The sequence below is a fragment of the Paenibacillus sp. sgz302115 genome (assembly GCF_056120445.1).
Genome location: NZ_JBVYOK010000002.1, coordinates 1 through 16940, shown reverse-complemented (window position 1 = coordinate 16940; position 16940 = coordinate 1). Strand labels below are relative to the sequence as shown.

Below are 16940 nucleotides of genomic sequence, written 5' to 3'. Positions count from 1 at the left end.
TATCAAACATGAAAACCAGTAAAATATTTTATTGTTCAACTACCCCAAAATCATCCACATAAACATATGCTGTACCGGACTTCTTGTAAGCATACACTGTTGCACTGGTAGCACCTGCTCCGGTTGTAAAAGGAATGCTTACCATTGTCCAGGATGTGCTGGCAGATGTTGCAGATACATCCTTTCCTCCAAAGCCATTAACACCAATCTGAATCTGCTCTCCTATGTCTGCCTTAACCCAGGCGGTACATATATAGCTGGAATTAGGACTTAACCCCGTAAGTACCTGCTCGATACCATCTTCCCCGGTTCCCAGTCTAACACTCTTAGAGCCGCTTCTTGGTACCGATACACTTGCAGCAGTACCTGAATATGCTGTTACCCAGGGTGAGATTATCCCTTTCTCGAAATCAGATTGCCTTACGTTATTAACATAAAGTACGCTGACACTCTCAAAAACCGGGTCCGGAGGTGAAGAAAAATTATGCCCAGCAGTCCAGTCAGTTCCGCCGTACTCATATGCTCCAATATCCGGTGCCGCACCAACATAACCATTCGTGATTCCAGGTATTACGACCCCTGCATTAATAGCCGGAGAAGTAGACTTCAGCCTGAAATTATATGCTGCGGGATTCACAAATAACGGATTGGTTCCTGAGGTAATATTATTTCCCTCTATATGAGTACCAGGCAGTGTAAAGGCTGTAGTAAAGATATTGTTAAAAATTCTGTCACCGTACATATCTGACTGATAATTACTTCCCCAATATCCCACATTTCCGTTACTGTAGGTGGTATTGTTATAGATCAGGTTAAAATTACTGGGTGTATTCAATCGTATCCCTGTATAGTTTCCCCATACAACATTGTGATGCACAATATAACCCTTACTACCGTTATCCAGATAGATACCAGTGCCGGAATAATTTTTTGCCAGATTATCATGGATGTAATTATGATGAATTACCGTCCCTTGCCCATCCCAGGCAAAATCATAGAGTATTCCGCAGTCTTTTGTCAGCTTTCCTGCATTGTACAAATTATTATACTGTATCCGGCTGTTTTGGGTAGGCATAAATATCAGATGACGCCCAGCGTTATATACCGTATTATGACTGATTAGATGGTTTTCCCCCAGTAGATAGATTGCCGGAATATCCGCTGCCGAATAATCCGCTTCATGGATAAGATTATTAATCACCTTATTCCCTGTTCCCTGTATACTCACCAGATTACCGGAACTGTAGGTCAAAGTACTGTTTCTAAGCTCATTATTGGTGCCGGACATAAATATCCCTGTACTGTATTGACTGGTAACATCCGAATCATGGCTGACATATTCCGCAGTCATATTAGAAACTTTACAGTAATTAGAATCAGACATTTTTATACTGGAGGCAAAGATATTAATTCCGGTAATATTTATGTAAGAGCGGGAACTTAAATCAAATGCATAAGTCCGCTTCTTTGCTTCTACTGTCAGAGTATTCGGATTAACTCCACCAGGGGCCCATAAATAAAGCCTGCCGGTACTGCTGTCATAATACCATTCTCCCGCACTGTCAAGATCTTTAAGATTACCGGCAATATAATAGCTGTTATCGGCTGCCGCTGCAGTAGCCATTTTATCAAAGGTAATGGAGCCGGCACTTGAGCTGGTAATGGTACTTTTATAAGATTTGTAGCCTGTTCCCGGAACAAACCACACGGTTTTGCCAACCCAATATCCTGCTGCCTGAGTTAAATCCCCATCATTGATGGTTGTGGTGGAACCGGAATCAACTGTTGAAAATGTTGAATTTAAGGGATCAAGTGTTGCTGAATTGGGCCATCTGGCTTCAAATTGCATTTGCTTATTAACAAATATCTGATCTTTTGTTCCAAGGGAACCAGTCATGGCCGCATAGTAGATGGATCCGGAGTAATTTACCCAGCCAGTAACCGGATCGGCACCGGATACTGTTACGGTCTCTCCTGTATAAGCCTTAAAATTTATGGGATTTGCAGAAGTTCCGGAAGTATTAAGTGTTACTGTTTCCCGGTATGTACCACCTCGTATGATACAGGTATCTCCAGCTGTCATGGTATCTGCTGCCTTTTGTATGGTTTTCCATGGATTTGATAGTGTACCGGTTCCAGTGATGTCATTCCCCGTCGTAGAAACATAATATACGGAAGCTGCCTTTACAGTTTCCCCACCCAGATTAAAAGCAAATAAATTAATCAGCATAATTACAACTAAAAACCTACTGCCTTTTCTCCTATCCACAACCTACCTCCTGTATTGAATTGTATTTTTAGATACGGCTTCTACGCATGGACTTAAGTTCACTACTAAGTTGTTCTGAGATTAAAACCTATGTATATATAAGCCCTAGTTATTTTATCGACTTATAACAGCTTAAGATTTATGATTCTTACGGCGATACACAATACACTTATTGATTTTTTTGGAAAAGCCAGGATAAACGCATGAGTACTATATTGAAATAATTGAGGATATCCTGGTCATTGTTCTGTTAGTTACATTGGCAAATGCAGATGTATGGGAGGAAATGAAGGATTTTTCAAGGAATAATGAAGACTATCTTCGCCGTTACATTTAGATAAAAATGGAATCATTTCAATATTTATTGTCCACGCCAAACAGCCCGTCCTTTGAACGGACAGGCCTGCGATAACCTTATACTCCCCGATTCTGCCGCGCTATCCCTTCAAACCGACGGTGCGAAGCAGCGGCAAGAAAAGCTCGTCGATAATTTCCCGAATCGTTTCCGTAGATACCGTCTCGTTGGATAAAAATATCTCATGGCGCATCAGATCGACGGGCATGGCCATTATCCGGGTGGAAATCCGATCCATACTAAGCTCTCCCCGAGCCTCCGCTCGACCGAGAATAGTCTTCATCGTATGGCTGGAGCGGCCTTTGGGAAAGAGAGTCGCAGACAGCGGACGATCGTCTAACTCAACCAGCAGGCAGCGAATGGTGTCGCTTCCAATCCTCTCCACATTTCGGTTCATATTTGCTAGAGCATCCAGCAGGTCCTGGCGCAGCTCTCCTGTATTGGGAATTTCGTCCTCTGGAGTGGGAATTCTCGACTGTATGGCGCCGAGCACTAACTCGGTCTTGTTGGCATACCGCCGGTACAGAACCGGCTTGCTCGTATTTGCCCGCGCGGCGACACTCTCCATCGTAAGCCTCGGAAACCCGACCGCCGCGAGCTCCTCCCACACGGCTTGATGAATGGCTGCTTCCAAATGATGTCCTCTGCGACGAATGTCGCTTTTTGCTTCTTCTCGGGTTTTCTCGCTCATCGTCGTCCTCCTTCAATAAAAAACGTTGCGTTTCTTATTCGTTTATTATATCATAGTACGCAAATAAGAAACTAATAGTATCTTATTAAATGTTCAAGGAGTGGTTTGTATGAAATCGCAACAAGATTTTCAAGAGCCAGCATCGTTCATGAGCCCCGCCCTCGTGCGGATGATGGCAGCTCTACTGATCGGAACACTCGCTCCACTGTTCGACACCACCATTACCAATGTGGCCATTCATACGCTGGGGGAAGCCCTTCATGCTTCCGTATCCGGCATCCAATGGGTCATGACCAGCTATCTGCTGGCGCTGGGAATAGTCATCCCCGTGACAGGCTGGGGCATGGATCGGTTCGGTGGAAAACGGATATGGATGGCCGCACTGTCAATTTTCTTGGCCGGCTCCGTGCTGTGCAGCCTGGCGTGGAATCTGAGCAGTCTAGTCGTATTCCGCGCTATCCAAGGAATCGGAGGCGGTCTGATGATGCCGGTCATGCAGACGATGCTCGTTCGTGCCGTCGGCTCCCAAAAACTCGGCAAGGTGATGGCGGTCGCCGGTCTGCCGGCCCTAATCGGGCCGATTCTCGGTCCGGTACTAGGTGGGCTCATCGTCGACAAGCTGGATTGGCGCTGGATCTTCTATGTGAACATTCCGATCTGCCTCATCGCGCTGGTGCTGGCGTGGCGCTGGCTGCCCAAGGATACGACGTCCGGGCAGTCCGCACGTCTGGATGGTATCGGCCTTATGCTGCTTTCTCCCTCTCTGGTGCTTCTCATCTACGGGTTGACTCAAGTAGGGACGCATCACGGATTCGGACACTCTGCCGTACTAATCCCATTGCTTGGAGGAGTAGTCCTGCTCGCCGCCTTCGTCGTCTATGCCCTCAGAATTGCCGATGTGCCGATCATTGATCTCAGGCTGTTCCGGGTAGGCTCGTTCACCGCCTCTTCCTTGCTGCTCTTCCTATCCGGGCTGTCCACTTATGGCGGCATGCTGCTCTTGCCCATGTATTATCAGCAGGTTCGCGGCGAAGGCATTCTTGCTTCCGGGCTGCTGCTTGTACCGCAAGGTGTCGGAATGCTGCTCACCCGGGCATGGGCCGGCAAGCTGACCGACCAAATTGGCCCGCGTCCGGTCGTCATAGGCGGCATGCTGCTCACTGCGCTCGGCACGCTGCCGTTTACGCTGGCAGGGGCGGAGACCAGTCTGTACATGCTCGGCTTCGCCCTCGTTATCCGGGGGGCCGGCCTAGGGGCGGTGTTTCTTCCAGTGCTCGCCGCCTCCTATCAAGGCTTGAGCCCCGAGCAGATCAGCCATTCCAGCAGCGCTACTCGAATCATTCAGCAGGTGGGCGGCGCATTCGGCGCGTCTGTCTTGGCCGTCATCCTGGAGAATCAATTGGTTGCCCCGCTGACCGCCGCAACCACCGCCCAGGCGTACGACCACACCTTCCTCTGGTCGCTCGGCTTCACGTTGGTCGGATTGGTACCAGCAGCCCTGCTGCCGACCGTAAAACGGACCACTGCAAGCCGGGCCGGTTGATACAAGCCAGCTTGGGTATATATTGTTAAAACAACGAAAAACTCAGTCCTTCACTTATTCGAGGGACTGAGTTTTTTGCTGGCTACGGTAGAAATTGAATTCACTTTTTAGTTCGCGATATAATAAGAAACATAAGTCGTGAAGCACACGCCGCTTTCCTACAATGCCCGCCTGAAGTTTATTTACAGGTGGAGTTGTAAGGAAGCGGCTTTTTTGCGGAAAAAATTAACGTTCGCTCGAGCGTTCAAGGAGGAATATGAGTATGCCACGATTTGAGCAGCAATATGAGGAATGGCTACAGAGCAATCTGGAGAACGAGAGTAACCATAGACGAAAAGAGCTGCTTGGCAAAGGATTAGGCCATGGGACAACGGAATTTCTCCGCACAGTCTGGTTCCCGGCAATCGGGAATTTGGATCATCTGTTTCCGGAATGGGAGGTTCGGGATTTCAATAATGGCTACCGCTACCTAGATTTGGCTTATATGCCAGGAGGAGTGAAAGGAGGAATCGAGATTCAAGGCTATGGACCACATGCCCGGGATCTGGACGTCAGGAGATTTAAGGATTTATGCCGCCGGCATTGCTTGCTGGCCCTGGATGGTTGGACCTTTCTCCCCATTGCTTATCCTTCTATTGTAGAAGAACCAAAGCAATGTCAGCAGCTCGTGTTATCTTTTATAGGTAAATTCATCGCAACAGATGTTTCTTCAACTTTAACCTGGCTGGAAGCGGAGACCCTGCGTTTCGCAAGGCGTCTGCTCAGAACGTTCACCCCCTTGGAACTAGCGCAACACCTCAAAGTAACCGATCGGCATGCCAGACGAATTCTACATCAGTTAGTCGAACAGCAGTTACTGGATGTGGCAGGCGGAGGGCCGCAACGTTATCGTACATACCAGTTGAGACTGTAATACATGTTCAAGAGCCTAGAATATAGTAGGGTTTGAACATTAGGATTTCTCGTGCCGTGGTATTTTTGGAGGAGTTGGGTAAGTTGTAATGGACCGAGGAGCCCTTATTGTCAGAAAAAACAGTGCTTAACCGGGTTAACGGACTCAGATGCAGTTATATACTTTCATTCAACTAAAATAATGCTGATGGCGAGACAATAAGCGCGATATGGTCCGTTAGCCCAGCGAAAAGCTCCAAATGGAGAAAATAAGGGCTGTACGGTCCGCATGAGATTGAGTGGAGAGCAAAGTAGTGGGCGGTTGGCCTGGCGTTTCGGCCTCAGTAGTTGGTGATTAACATCTGTTCGTTTGCCGTCGGTATTTCTTTGTTTTATTTGGTTAGGGTTGAGTCATTCGGACTTGTAGGTACTTCTCCCGTCCTCAAAGGCTCCGCAAACAGCAAAAAAGCGGCATCGCTGCCGCTTTTTGTTGTGATGGACTCTCAGGGACTCGAACCCTGGACCAATTGATTAAGAGTCAACTGCTCTACCAACTGAGCTAAGAGTCCATATGATGTTTTGGTGGAGCCAAGGGGGATCGAACCCCTGACCTCATCGCTGCCAGCGATGCGCTCTCCCAGCTGAGCTATGGCCCCATAGTGCGCTTAACAACTACACTATGTAAGTAAAACTGATTTATGCTGTAAACCGTATCGCTTTCGTCATTTATTTATTTCGTAGGCGACTTTTATATAGTATAAAATTTCGCGCCACATGTCAACACTTTTGTAAAAAAAGTTTACTCCCCGGAAAGGGTCTCAGCATCGCCATATAGGTTTCGTTGTGCGCGTCCGCTCAAATTGGCCTAATTGACGGCTGAGTCCCGGTTGCATTTCCGTAAGCAGCGCTCTAAGCATCACCGCAGTACGGAAAGGCTTACAATCCCTCCAGCTCCCCGTCGTTTTTGGACAGCAGACTCTTCAGTTCCTTCATGAACATGTTGATGTCCTTAAACTGACGATAGACGGAGGCAAAGCGGACGTAAGCAACTTCATCTACAGGATAGAGCTGCTCCATAACAAGCTCGCCGATCTGGCGGCTCTCCACTTCGGCTAGAGCGATGCCGCGCAGTGATTTCTCTGCCTCAGAAACAATGGACTCCAGGCGTTCGACGGAAACGGGGCGCTTCTCGCAGGCGCGGATCAGACCGCGGAGGATTTTGTCGCGGCTGAATTCCTCGCGGCTGCCGTCTTTTTTGATCACAATCAGCGGCGTTTCTTCAATCATCTCAAAGGTGGTAAAGCGCCGGCTGCACTGCTCGCATTCACGCCTGCGGCGGATTGACTTATTCTCGTTGGCCGGACGCGAGTCAAGCACTTTGGTATTGGTGTGATCACAGTAAGGACATTTCATAAGCTTATCACTTCCTTTTGTTATATTGAGACCATTTTCTGATTTCCATAAAACACCGTTTATTTGATGTTATGAAGTTGCCCTGTCCGGCACATAATACAGTTACCAACCGATAGGAGGTGAACAGCAATGGCCCAAAGCAGCTCCAATAACCTGGTAGCTCCAAATGCACGCGGTGCCTTGGATCAACTTAAATACGAAGTTGCCCAAGAGCTCGGTATCACGCTCTCCCCAGATGGATACCAAGGCAATAAAACTTCTTACGAAAACGGTTCAATCGGAGGTTACATCACCAAACGTCTTGTAACCCTGGCTGAACAATCTCTGGCAGGTCAATACAAATAACCTGTCCCTATAAGCTTGCCTAAGAAGTATTAATCGGCTACATGCCGCTTAATACTTCTTTTTAGTAATTCAAGAGCACCCGGCAGCCTAGAACTCGTTATAAATCTCCGTGTACTGCTCGTAATAATAAATTACTCGCTGCACATAATGGCGGGTCTCGCCAAACGGGATGTCCTTCACCGAGGCCTCCGTACCGTCCCATGCTCCCTCATCCAGCCAGCGCTGCACCTTGCCAGGGCCTGCGTTGTAAGCAGCGATGACCGCAGTACGGTTGCCGTCAAACTGACGGGACAGCAAAGACAAATACCACGTCCCCAGCTCAATGTTAGCCGAGGGCTCTTCCTTCAGCCGCTCCATGGACACATCGGGAAGCTTGGCCTTTTCAAGCGCCCATTTGGCGGTATCCGGCATCAACTGCATAAGGCCTATTGCGCCTTTTTTGGACTCGCGGCCGGTTTTGTAATTCGTCTCCACCCGGATAATCGCCGCTACCAGGAATGGGTCAATCTCATAGGTGACGCTGTGCTTGCGGATTTCATTTTTATAATAGATGGGATAAAACCAGGACATCCAGTTTGTACTCAGGAACAGGATGGCCGTAAAACCTATAAACAGCAGGAGCAGCACTCTTTTTTTACGCAGCCACTTCATGATAACCCCAGCCTGTCCCACAATGCGGCAACCTGCTGCCCTGTATGGGCCGGATCAAGGCTGTTGTCGATGACATAGGTAGCCATGCTGCGCTTCAGCTCAATATCCATCTGAGCCTTCAGCCTGCCTTCAGCTTGCGCTAGCGTTAGCTGGTTGCGTTCCATCAGGCGGGCGAGCTGCATCTCGCGGGGAATGTAGACTACCGCAATCTCCTGAAACAGGTTATCCAGGTGCGATTCATACAGCAGCGGGATATCAACGATAATTAACTTCTGTGCGTCTTCCTGCTCTAAGCTATACATACGGTTCTTGATTTCGCGGCGGATCGCCGGATGCGTCAGATCGTTCAGCTTCTGCCGGGCTTCAGGGTCATGGAAGACCCTCTCTCCAAGCCTGGCCCGGTTGAGCGTACCATCAGGCAGCAGGATTTCTTCCCCAAACTGCTGCACTACAGCGGCCAGCACCGGTGACCCTGGAAGCATAATCTCTCTGGCGATTACATCGGCATCCACCAGCCGCGCTCCCTTATCCACAAACATTGCGGATACGGTGCTTTTTCCGGAGGCAATGCCTCCGGTTAAGCCCATTATCATGTACTCACCTCATAATAGCTTCATTATTCCCATTGCAATTAATAATAACGCAGGCAGTGCCGCAGCATGCTTCATCCAGAAGCTTCCTGACAGCTTCAGCCCTGTCTTCATCCCAAGCACCAGAAAGGTCCCGCTGAAAAGGGCAATCGTCAGAGAGGTGGAGATTGGACTGAAGCCCAGCAGAGCCGCTCCCAGACCTGCACCGAACGCATCCAGCGACAATGCGATTCCGAGCACCATAGCTTCCGTGGAGGAAATGCTGCCGGAAGCGTCCATATCGGCGGAAGACGGAGTACGGAGAATTTGAATCACCACGCCCAGATGCCTCAGCTCCAGCGAGAAAACCGCCGCTTTACGCGGCTCACGCTCTGCTTCGTCCGAAGCAGTATGAACCGAAGTTTCCAAGCCGGAAGCCGCTGTCGTAAGCCTCGCCGTCTCATCTCCCTGCCCAGACTCCTGCCCGGCAGCAGCATCACCTTGCTCCTTCTCCCTCTGCATCAGCATCTGGAACAAAGACCAGCAGCCCATCAAGACTAGAATAACCGCTCCAATACTGGATGCGGCATTAGGAGACACAACCTTGGCCAGCAGTACACCGACCTGCATAGAGACACAAATAACTATCCCCGAGCAAAGCGAGATAATCAGGACAGAGAGCAGCGGTATTTTCATTTTACGCAGCCCATATGTAATGCCAACACCAAAACCGTCCAAACTCAAGGCAAATGCCAACAGCAGCAGTGAAAAAAATGGGCTCACCACCCGTAATCCCTCCCGTGAAGAACCGGCAGCCCGGCGGACTTCTCCGCAGCAGGCTCCGTTCGAGCTTATCGCATTCTTCACACAGTATATGGGCGGGACGGGCAGTGAGTGCCTGCCTTTTACAGCAGCATGGACAACTCCAGCATAAGCTTGATCTATATAGCGCTTACTTTACTTTTGCAGCGGATGGCTGGCAGCTTGGACAATAATGCGTGCCTCTGCCGCCTACGACACTCTTCTCAATCAGTGTGCCGCAGGTTGTGCAGGGCTGGTCCTTACGTCCGTATATCAGCAGTTGATGCTGGTAGCTTCCGCTCTCCCCTTGGCCGTTGACGTACGATTTCACCGAGGAACCGCCGGCATTGACCGCCTCCGTCAAAGTCGCCACAATAGAGTGGTGCAGCTTATCCAATTGACTGTCAGTGAGCGTTTTGGCTCCTGTCTCCGGATGAATGCCGGCACGGTGCAGCGCCTCATCTACATAAATATTGCCGATGCCGACCACATATTCCTGGTTCAGCAGCAGCGGTTTGATTTTGGTGCTTTTGCCTGCGACAATCTCCTTGAACCGTTCCGGTGTAAACGAAGGCGCAAGCGGCTCCTCACCAAGCTTCTTCAGCGGAGGAAGCAGCAGGTCCTCACCCGGCTGGAACAAATGCATGGTGCCAAACTGGCGCACATCCGTGTAACGCAGCTCTGTGCCGTCGGTAAAATGAAAAATAACATGCGTATGCTTGTCCAGCGGCTCATTTCCCTGATAAAGACCGTAGCGGCCCTCCATCCGCAAATGGGATACCATCACCAGACCATCCAGCACGAAACGCAAAAACTTCCCTCTTCGCTCAACGTTAACCACGGTATGGCCTGCCAGCATATGGGCAAAAGCCTGAATATCGTCCGGGCGCTGAATAATCCGCGGCAGCCGGACGGTGACGTTCTGTATCTGCTTGCCTGTAACTAAGGCATTAAGTGTTCTTTTGACTGTTTCTACTTCCGGCAATTCCGGCATCTTGACTCACCTCTACTCCATTATACCGGATATGCACTCCCTGCGGGGAGCCTATTTCGCTTCATACCAGTTACTTCCAAAACTTACCTCTGCCTTCAGCGGCACAGACAGCTTCAGCGCCCCCTCCATAACCTCAGGCAGCAGCTTCTTCATCAGCTCCAGCTCGTCCTCCGGCACCTCGAACACCAGCTCATCGTGCACCTGCAGCAGCATGCGGCTCTTAAGTCCGCGTTCGTAAAGCGCCTTGTCCATCTGAACCATAGCCAGCTTGATGATATCCGCCGCCGTTCCCTGAATCGGGGTATTCATCGCTGTACGCTCGGCAAAAGATCGCAGATTAAAGTTCTTCGCATTAATCTCCGGCAGGTAGCGGCGGCGTTCCAGCAGCGTGGTTACATAACCCTGCTTGCGTGCTTCCACCACGATATCATCCATGTAGCGGCGCACACCCTTGAATACATCGAAATACTGTTCGATAAAATGGGCCGCTTCCTTACGGGAAATATTCAGATTCTGCGAAAGGCCGTAGTCGCTGATGCCATACACTATGCCGAAGTTAACCGCTTTGGCGGAGCGGCGCATGTTGCTGTCCACCTGGTCGGCGGCAACACCAAACACATCCATCGCCGTCTTCGTATGAATATCCATATCATGTACAAAAGCTTCCTTCAGACGCTCGTCATCGGAGATATGCGCCAGCACCCGCAGCTCAATCTGCGAGTAATCCGCCGCCAGAATCGACCATCCCGGCTCAGAGGGCACAAATACCTTACGGATCTTGCGGCCTTCCTCCAGCCGGATCGGAATGTTCTGCAGATTCGGAAACTGGCTGCTCAGCCGTCCGGTTGCTGCAATCGTCTGGCGGTAAAAGGTATGCACCTTGCCGGTCTCCGCAGAAATTTCCTTCAGCAGCCCTTCCACGTAGGTCGATTGAAGCTTCGCAATCGTGCGGTATTGCAGAATCAGCCTTACGGCATCATGGTAAGGAGCCAGCTTCTCCAGCACCTCGGCGTCCGTGGAGTATCCTGTCTTAGTTTTCTTGACTACAGGCAGACCCAGCTTCACAAACAGGATGTCTCCAAGCTGCTTCGGCGAATTGAGGTTGAACTCGGTGCCGCAAACTGAATAAATATCCGACACCAGCGTGGAAATCTGCACTTCAAATTCCTTGCCGAGATCAATGAGATCCTCTCTATTAACGGCAATCCCCTGCTTCTCCATATCGGCCAGGATGCGCGACAGCGGCATTTCCAGATCGACGAACAGGCCGGTCATCGCCGTATCGTTCAATTCCTGCTGCTGTTTCTGTACGATGCCGAGTACGGTGGCGCTTTTGCGGGCGACATGCTCACCCAGAATGTCAAGCTCCGGTATTTTATATTTCGCGCCTTTGCCGAACACCTCTTCATCCGGAGACAAACGGGGCAGTCCGTATTTGGCGGTAAGATCATTCAAATTCTGATTGGCTTCCGTCGGGTCGAGCAGATAGGCGGCGAGCTGCACATCATTGGCGGCTCCCGCAAAAGCGATTCCTTGCCAGTGCAAGGCCAGATCTGCGCGGTGCAGATCATAGCCGCTCTTCGGCGCCTTGTCGTCCCCGAGCCAATCCCGCAGCTTCGCCGCAGCAGGACTCTTAAGCAGCTCAAACGGTACAAAATAGTGCCGCTCCGGCGAAGAAAGGCCGATGCCGATCACTTCCGCACGATGCGGATTCTCGCCGCTCGACTCCACATGCAATGCAGAAATGCCAGGCAGCGCGGCAATGAGGTCCTCAAGCTCCGCTTCACCGACGATGGTAATATCCAGCGCCGCAGCCTCCTGGGCGCCTTCTCCACCTTCCCCGTCCGCCGCAGGCGCATAGGCGCTCAACGACAGACGCTCCAGCAGGGACTTGAACTCCAGCTTGGCGAGTGCAGGTCCGGCGGTGTCACTCTTAATTCCGGTGAACACCATATCCTCCCAGGAGTGCTCCAACGGAACCTCTCTGTAGATTGTCGCCAGTTTCTTGCTCATAACGGCGCTGTCAGCATGCTCCTCCAGCTTCTCCTTCATCTTGCCCTTCAGCTCGTCCGTTCCGGCAAGCACGCCTTCCACCGACCCGAACTGGTGCAGCAGCTTCAGCGCCGTCTTCTCGCCAACGCCCGGAACGCCGGGGATATTATCGCTGGCATCGCCCATCAGGCCTTTCAGGTCAATAATCTGCGCAGGTGTCAGATCATATTTGTCACGGATCTGCTGAGGACCGAACATTTCGACTTCGGTAACACCTTTGCGCACCAAAGCCACGGTTGTATGCTCAGAGGCCAGCTGCAGCATGTCCTTGTCCCCGGACACAATCATAACCTGGCGACCTGCTTCGTCGGCCTCGCGGGAGATGCTGCCGATAATATCATCGGCTTCATAGCCGTTGATCTCGAATTGCGGCACGCCGAGATTCTGCAGCAGCTCCTTCAGCATCGGGAACTGCTCGGAGAGCTCGGGTGGTGTCTTTTGCCGGCCTCCCTTATAGTCTTCATAGCCCTCATGCCGGAAGGTAATCTTGCCCGCATCAAAAGCGACGATCATATGGCTTGGCTTATGCTCCTCAATCAAGCGCAGCAGCATCGTCGTAAATCCGTATACCGCATTTGTCTGCTGTCCTGCAGTGTTCGTCAGCGGCGGCATTGCAAAAAATGCGCGGTAAATAATGTTATTGCCATCTATAAGAATCAACTTGTCCACTTCAGCACCTCGCCTTATCTCGCATACTACTTACATTTTAACATATGCCCTGCGCAAGCAAAAACGGCTTCGCCGGAATTTATAAGGATAATGCAATGAACTGCATAAAAAAGCAAGCCTTCAGTTAAGAAAGCTTGCTGTTTGCATATGCGGAGAATCCGCTCAGCCTGCCGGCTGTTATTGATTCAAGTCCGGACGTTTGCCGGTCACAAGATAAACTACACTCTCGCCAATGTTGGTGGCATGATCGGCAATCCGCTCAATATAACGGCCAACCAGCGTCAGCAGCATCGCCTGATTCAAAGAATCCGGCTTCTCAACCATGTAGGCGTACAGCTCATTAATCATCGCACTGTAGAGCTGATCGACATGATCGTCGTCCTGAGCCATTTTGTAAGCCAGATCCGTATTCTCATCCAGATAGGACTGGATCGCTTCCGTTGTCATTCCTGTTACAATTTCAGCCATACGCGGAATATCCACCAGCGGCTTGATTAACTGCTGGCCCTGAATACGCATAGTTACCTTTGCCACATCCAGCGCCAGATCGCCCATACGCTCAAGGTCGCTTGATATTTTGAAGGCAACAATAATACGGCGCAGGTCCTTCGCTACCGGCTGCTGGGTAATGATGAGCCGTGAACCGATTTCCATGATTCTGTCTTCCATGGCGTTCAGCCGTAAATCTGCTTTTACAATTTCCTGTGCGCGGGCAGTATCCATAGTCTGCAGAGCCAGCACCGCACCCTCCAGCGCATCGGTTACATGCTCTGCCATCTGCTGCAGCAAGCTGCGCAGCTCTTCCAAATCTTTGTCGAATTCTTTTCTGCGAATCATATAAAAGCGAGCCTCCTCAAAAACATATGGTCAGCCTGTCATTTCCAGGAACGGGTCCCTTCCGCAGCTTAGCCGAAGCGTCCGGATATATAGTCTTCAGTGCGGGAGTCCTTGGGATTCGAGAACAGCATCTCCGTATCCGCAGCCTCCACAATTACACCGTTCAGGAAAAATACTGTTCGGCCCGATACCCGTGCAGCCTGATGCATATTATGTGTGACCATGACAATCGTATACTTGTCCCGCAGCTCCTGCACCAGCTCCTCAATCTTAAGCGTGGAGACCGGGTCGAGCGCCGAGGTCGCCTCATCCATCAGCAGAATGTCGGGCTGCACAGCAAGTGCTCTGGCAATACACAAACGCTGCTGCTGTCCACCGGACAAGCTGAGAGCGGACTTCTTGAGGAAATCCTTCACTTCATCCCAGAGGGCCGATTGGCGCAGGCTTTGTTCTACCAGCTCATCAAGCTCGGCTTTGCCGCGTACTCCATGCAGACGGGGACCGTATGCCACATTGTCATAGATCGACTTCGGAAAAGGATTGGGCTGCTGAAACACCATGCCGACCTGCTTGCGCAGGCTTTCCACTTCCACCTCGTCGCTGTAAATGTTTTTGCCGCCAATGTTCACTGTTCCTTCAATACGTGTTCCGGGAATCATATCATTCATTCGGTTAAGTGTGCGCAGCAGAGTAGACTTCCCGCAGCCGGAAGGGCCGATAAATGCGGTCACCTGCTTCTCCGGTATCTGTAAATCAACGCTCTTTAGCGCATGAAAAGACTCATAGTAGAGATCTAGCTTCTCTATGTCAATGATGGATTTCATTAGTTTTTGTGTCTCCTTCTCATCATCTTCGTACCCCATGATAAGCTTTCAGTGTAAATAGAGTTGAAGAGGATTGTTAACGCAGTGTAAAATCACATGTCAGGTTTGCGCCTTTTCCCGAAAAAAAACATCTTATAATCTATTACTTGGCTGATCGAGTAGGAGGGGGCGGTAGGCCCCCGTCCTCTCACACCACCGTACATGCGGGTCCGCATACGGCGGTTCCAAAAGTTAACAAAGCTCCAGATAACGTGAAAGCAAACTTTTCAGCCCTCTCGCTTCCCAGTAGGAAGTGGGAAGGGCATTATTTGTGTTCCGGGACATTTCCCATGCACCTCGTCTCGAGTTGGCCATCTTAAAACAAACCCACTCAGGAACCCCAAGGGCCCGGAGTTCACGAATTCGTGTGCGCACTCGCTTCCATTGTTTCCACAAGCACATTCGCAGCCTTCTCCGAATCCACTGGTCCAGCGTTTGGAGGTGTTTCTTAGCCGACGCCAGATAGTAATAGCCCAGCCACCCCATCAGGAAGCGGTTTAATCGACTAATCCGTTCTTCCATAGAAATGGACCACGTTCGATTCGTCAGTTCACGGATCCTTTCCTTGAATCGCGAGATTGTCTTCGGTGCTAATCGAATCGTTGCCTGTTTCTGTCTCAGGAAACTAAACCCTAGAAACTTCCGGTGCCATGGCCTGGCCACCGCACTTTTCTCCCGGTTCACTTTTAGTTTGAGCTTTCCTTCTACAAATCGGCTCACCGATTCCATGACTCGTTCGCCTGCTCGTTTACTCGCCACAAAGATATTGCAGTCGTCCGCATAGCGTACGAAACGCAGCCCGCGTCCAGTCAATTCTTTATCCAAATCATCCAGTAGAATGTTTGCAAGCAGCGGACTGAGGGGACCGCCTTGTGGCGTTCCTTCCCGGCTGTGCTCCAGTTTTCCGTCCACCATGACCCCGGCGTTCAGATAGGCACGAATCAGGGTTAGCACTCTCTTGTCCGTTACTTTCCGCGCCACTCTTGCCATCAGCATGTCGTGGTTTACCCGGTCAAAGAATTTCTCAAGATCGAGGTCTACGACCCATCTCAGGCCACTCTGAATATATCTTTGAGCTTGTTTCACTGCGTCATGTGCGCTCTTCCCCGGCCGAAATCCGTAGCTGTACCAGGAGAATTGCACGTCAAAGATCGGGTTCATCACTTGTAGAAGGGCTTGCTGGAGAAAACGGTCCATGACGGTCGGAATACCTAGCAGCCGTACACCGCCTCCGGGTTTGGGGATCTCCACCCGTTTGACTGGCGCAGGTCTGTAGGTACCCGTTAGAAGTTCAGCTTTCGTCGTCCCCCAGTGTGTTTTCAAGTAAGCTTGTAGATTCGCTACCGTTACATTGTCCACACCAGGCGCTCCTCCGTTTTGCACCACCCGTTTGTATGCGAGCCGAAGGTTGTCTCCTTCGAGCATCCGCTCCAGCAAGTTGTTCTCTGCTTCGCGAGAGGAAGGGGCGACTTGTGCCGACGAAGAACTCGGCGCTCCGGCATACCCTGACGGCTTCACCGCTTCTCTTTGCCACGAGCTCTCTTGCGAGATATTCTGCTGTCTTTGCTCTTCATACGAACGCATCGTTTTTCCTCTCTCCTTTCGGTTCAGCCCTTCCGTAAGCTGTTGCAACAACTTACGTACTATGGCCTCTGCTGACTCCTGCCGGTTCAGCGCAGCCTCTCGGCTACGGTTACAAGTTTTTTTTTCCTTGCGTATCCAGCAGGCCTCCCCAGATAAGAACGTCATCTTTCCGCCCGCGCCTGCCCAAGTTTACGGCTGCAGTCCTTGGCAGCTTTGGATTTTGTCATGTTGAGGTGACTCATCCGGCTGCAACCGCCTCAAATTGGATTCGTGTACCTCAGGCCGTGCTTTTGCCCCCGGCTTCCTTCAGATTCCACCTCGCGATGGACACCCTTGCCCTTGGCTAACGGTAGGCGCTTGCCAGCCCCCGCTCGGGACTTTCACCCTAGAGATGACGCCCATGCTGGGCGTAC

Annotated in this window: 14 protein-coding genes and 2 tRNA genes; 3 read left to right on the top strand and 13 right to left on the bottom strand. The window is 50.8% G+C overall.

Translation table 11 applies throughout. The annotated features are described in order from the left end of the window. Positions 1 to 28: 28 nt before the first annotated feature. A complete protein-coding gene (locus AC0LWN_RS05585; RefSeq protein ID WP_474664130.1) occupies positions 29 to 2230 on the bottom strand; it encodes a right-handed parallel beta-helix repeat-containing protein in 2202 nt (733 codons plus the stop codon). Positions 2231 to 2706: 476 nt separating this feature from the next. Beyond that, a complete protein-coding gene (locus AC0LWN_RS05580) occupies positions 2707 to 3315 on the bottom strand; it encodes a TetR/AcrR family transcriptional regulator (RefSeq protein WP_474663609.1) in 609 nt (202 codons plus the stop codon). A 109-nt stretch (positions 3316 to 3424) separates the two neighbouring features. On the opposite strand from AC0LWN_RS05580, the gene AC0LWN_RS05575 reads away from it, so the two are divergent. Next, complete coding sequence (locus tag AC0LWN_RS05575; protein WP_474663608.1) at positions 3425 to 4858, top strand: MDR family MFS transporter; 1434 nt, start codon at positions 3425 to 3427, stop codon at positions 4856 to 4858. Positions 4859 to 5120: 262 nt separating this feature from the next. Next, on the top strand, positions 5121 to 5771 hold the full coding sequence (locus AC0LWN_RS05570; RefSeq protein WP_474663607.1) for a transcriptional regulator: 651 nt from the start codon (positions 5121 to 5123) through the stop codon (positions 5769 to 5771). A gap of 474 nt (positions 5772 to 6245) precedes the next feature. Here AC0LWN_RS05570 and AC0LWN_RS05565 read toward each other — a convergent pair. The 3 genes from AC0LWN_RS05565 to nrdR all read right to left on the bottom strand — a co-directional run bounded on the left by AC0LWN_RS05565 (position 6246) and on the right by nrdR (position 7162). Beyond that, positions 6246 to 6318 (bottom strand) — tRNA-Lys (locus tag AC0LWN_RS05565). Positions 6319 to 6329: 11 nt separating this feature from the next. Further along, positions 6330 to 6405: transfer RNA gene (locus tag AC0LWN_RS05560), tRNA-Ala, on the bottom strand. Between the two features lie 280 nt (positions 6406 to 6685). Further along, a complete protein-coding gene (gene nrdR / locus AC0LWN_RS05555) occupies positions 6686 to 7162 on the bottom strand; it encodes a transcriptional regulator NrdR (protein ID WP_019912000.1) in 477 nt (158 codons plus the stop codon). A 129-nt stretch (positions 7163 to 7291) separates the two neighbouring features. On the opposite strand from nrdR, the gene AC0LWN_RS05550 reads away from it, so the two are divergent. Continuing rightward, on the top strand, positions 7292 to 7507 hold the full coding sequence (locus AC0LWN_RS05550) for an alpha/beta-type small acid-soluble spore protein (RefSeq protein ID WP_474663606.1): 216 nt from the start codon (positions 7292 to 7294) through the stop codon (positions 7505 to 7507). An 87-nt stretch (positions 7508 to 7594) separates the two neighbouring features. Here AC0LWN_RS05550 and AC0LWN_RS05545 read toward each other — a convergent pair whose 3' ends face one another. From AC0LWN_RS05545 to ltrA, 8 genes are all read right to left on the bottom strand, one after another. After that, entirely contained in the window at positions 7595 to 8158 is a 564-nt protein-coding gene (locus AC0LWN_RS05545) for a lytic transglycosylase domain-containing protein (protein WP_458963015.1), read from the bottom strand. After that, positions 8155 to 8751: a dephospho-CoA kinase gene (gene coaE / locus AC0LWN_RS05540; RefSeq protein WP_474663605.1), complete on the bottom strand. Its 597-nt coding sequence runs from the start codon at positions 8749 to 8751 to the stop codon at positions 8155 to 8157. Before coaE ends, AC0LWN_RS05545 begins: the two co-directional genes overlap by 4 nt. Positions 8752 to 8760: 9 nt before the next feature. After that, entirely contained in the window at positions 8761 to 9513 is a 753-nt protein-coding gene (locus AC0LWN_RS05535) for a manganese efflux pump (RefSeq protein WP_474663604.1), read from the bottom strand. Between the two features lie 166 nt (positions 9514 to 9679). After that, positions 9680 to 10522, bottom strand: coding sequence for a DNA-formamidopyrimidine glycosylase (gene mutM / locus AC0LWN_RS05530; protein WP_474663603.1), 843 nt, complete (start codon positions 10520 to 10522; stop codon positions 9680 to 9682). 51 nt (positions 10523 to 10573) lie between these two features. Then, the gene (polA, locus tag AC0LWN_RS05525) at positions 10574 to 13243 is read right to left on the bottom strand and encodes a DNA polymerase I (protein WP_474663602.1); all 2670 of its coding nucleotides are present in this window, start codon (positions 13241 to 13243) and stop codon (positions 10574 to 10576) included. Positions 13244 to 13420: 177 nt separating this feature from the next. Continuing rightward, positions 13421 to 14080, bottom strand: a complete 660-nt coding sequence (gene phoU, locus AC0LWN_RS05520) for a phosphate signaling complex protein PhoU (protein WP_458963010.1) — start codon at positions 14078 to 14080, stop codon at positions 13421 to 13423. 68 nt (positions 14081 to 14148) lie between these two features. After that, entirely contained in the window at positions 14149 to 14904 is a 756-nt protein-coding gene (gene pstB / locus AC0LWN_RS05515) for a phosphate ABC transporter ATP-binding protein PstB (RefSeq protein ID WP_458963009.1), read from the bottom strand. A 231-nt stretch (positions 14905 to 15135) separates the two neighbouring features. Continuing rightward, positions 15136 to 16527 carry a group II intron reverse transcriptase/maturase gene (gene ltrA, locus AC0LWN_RS05510; RefSeq protein ID WP_474664128.1) on the bottom strand — a complete coding sequence of 464 codons (1392 nt, stop codon included), beginning with the start codon at positions 16525 to 16527 and terminating at the stop codon, positions 15136 to 15138. Positions 16528 to 16940 lie beyond the last annotated feature (413 nt).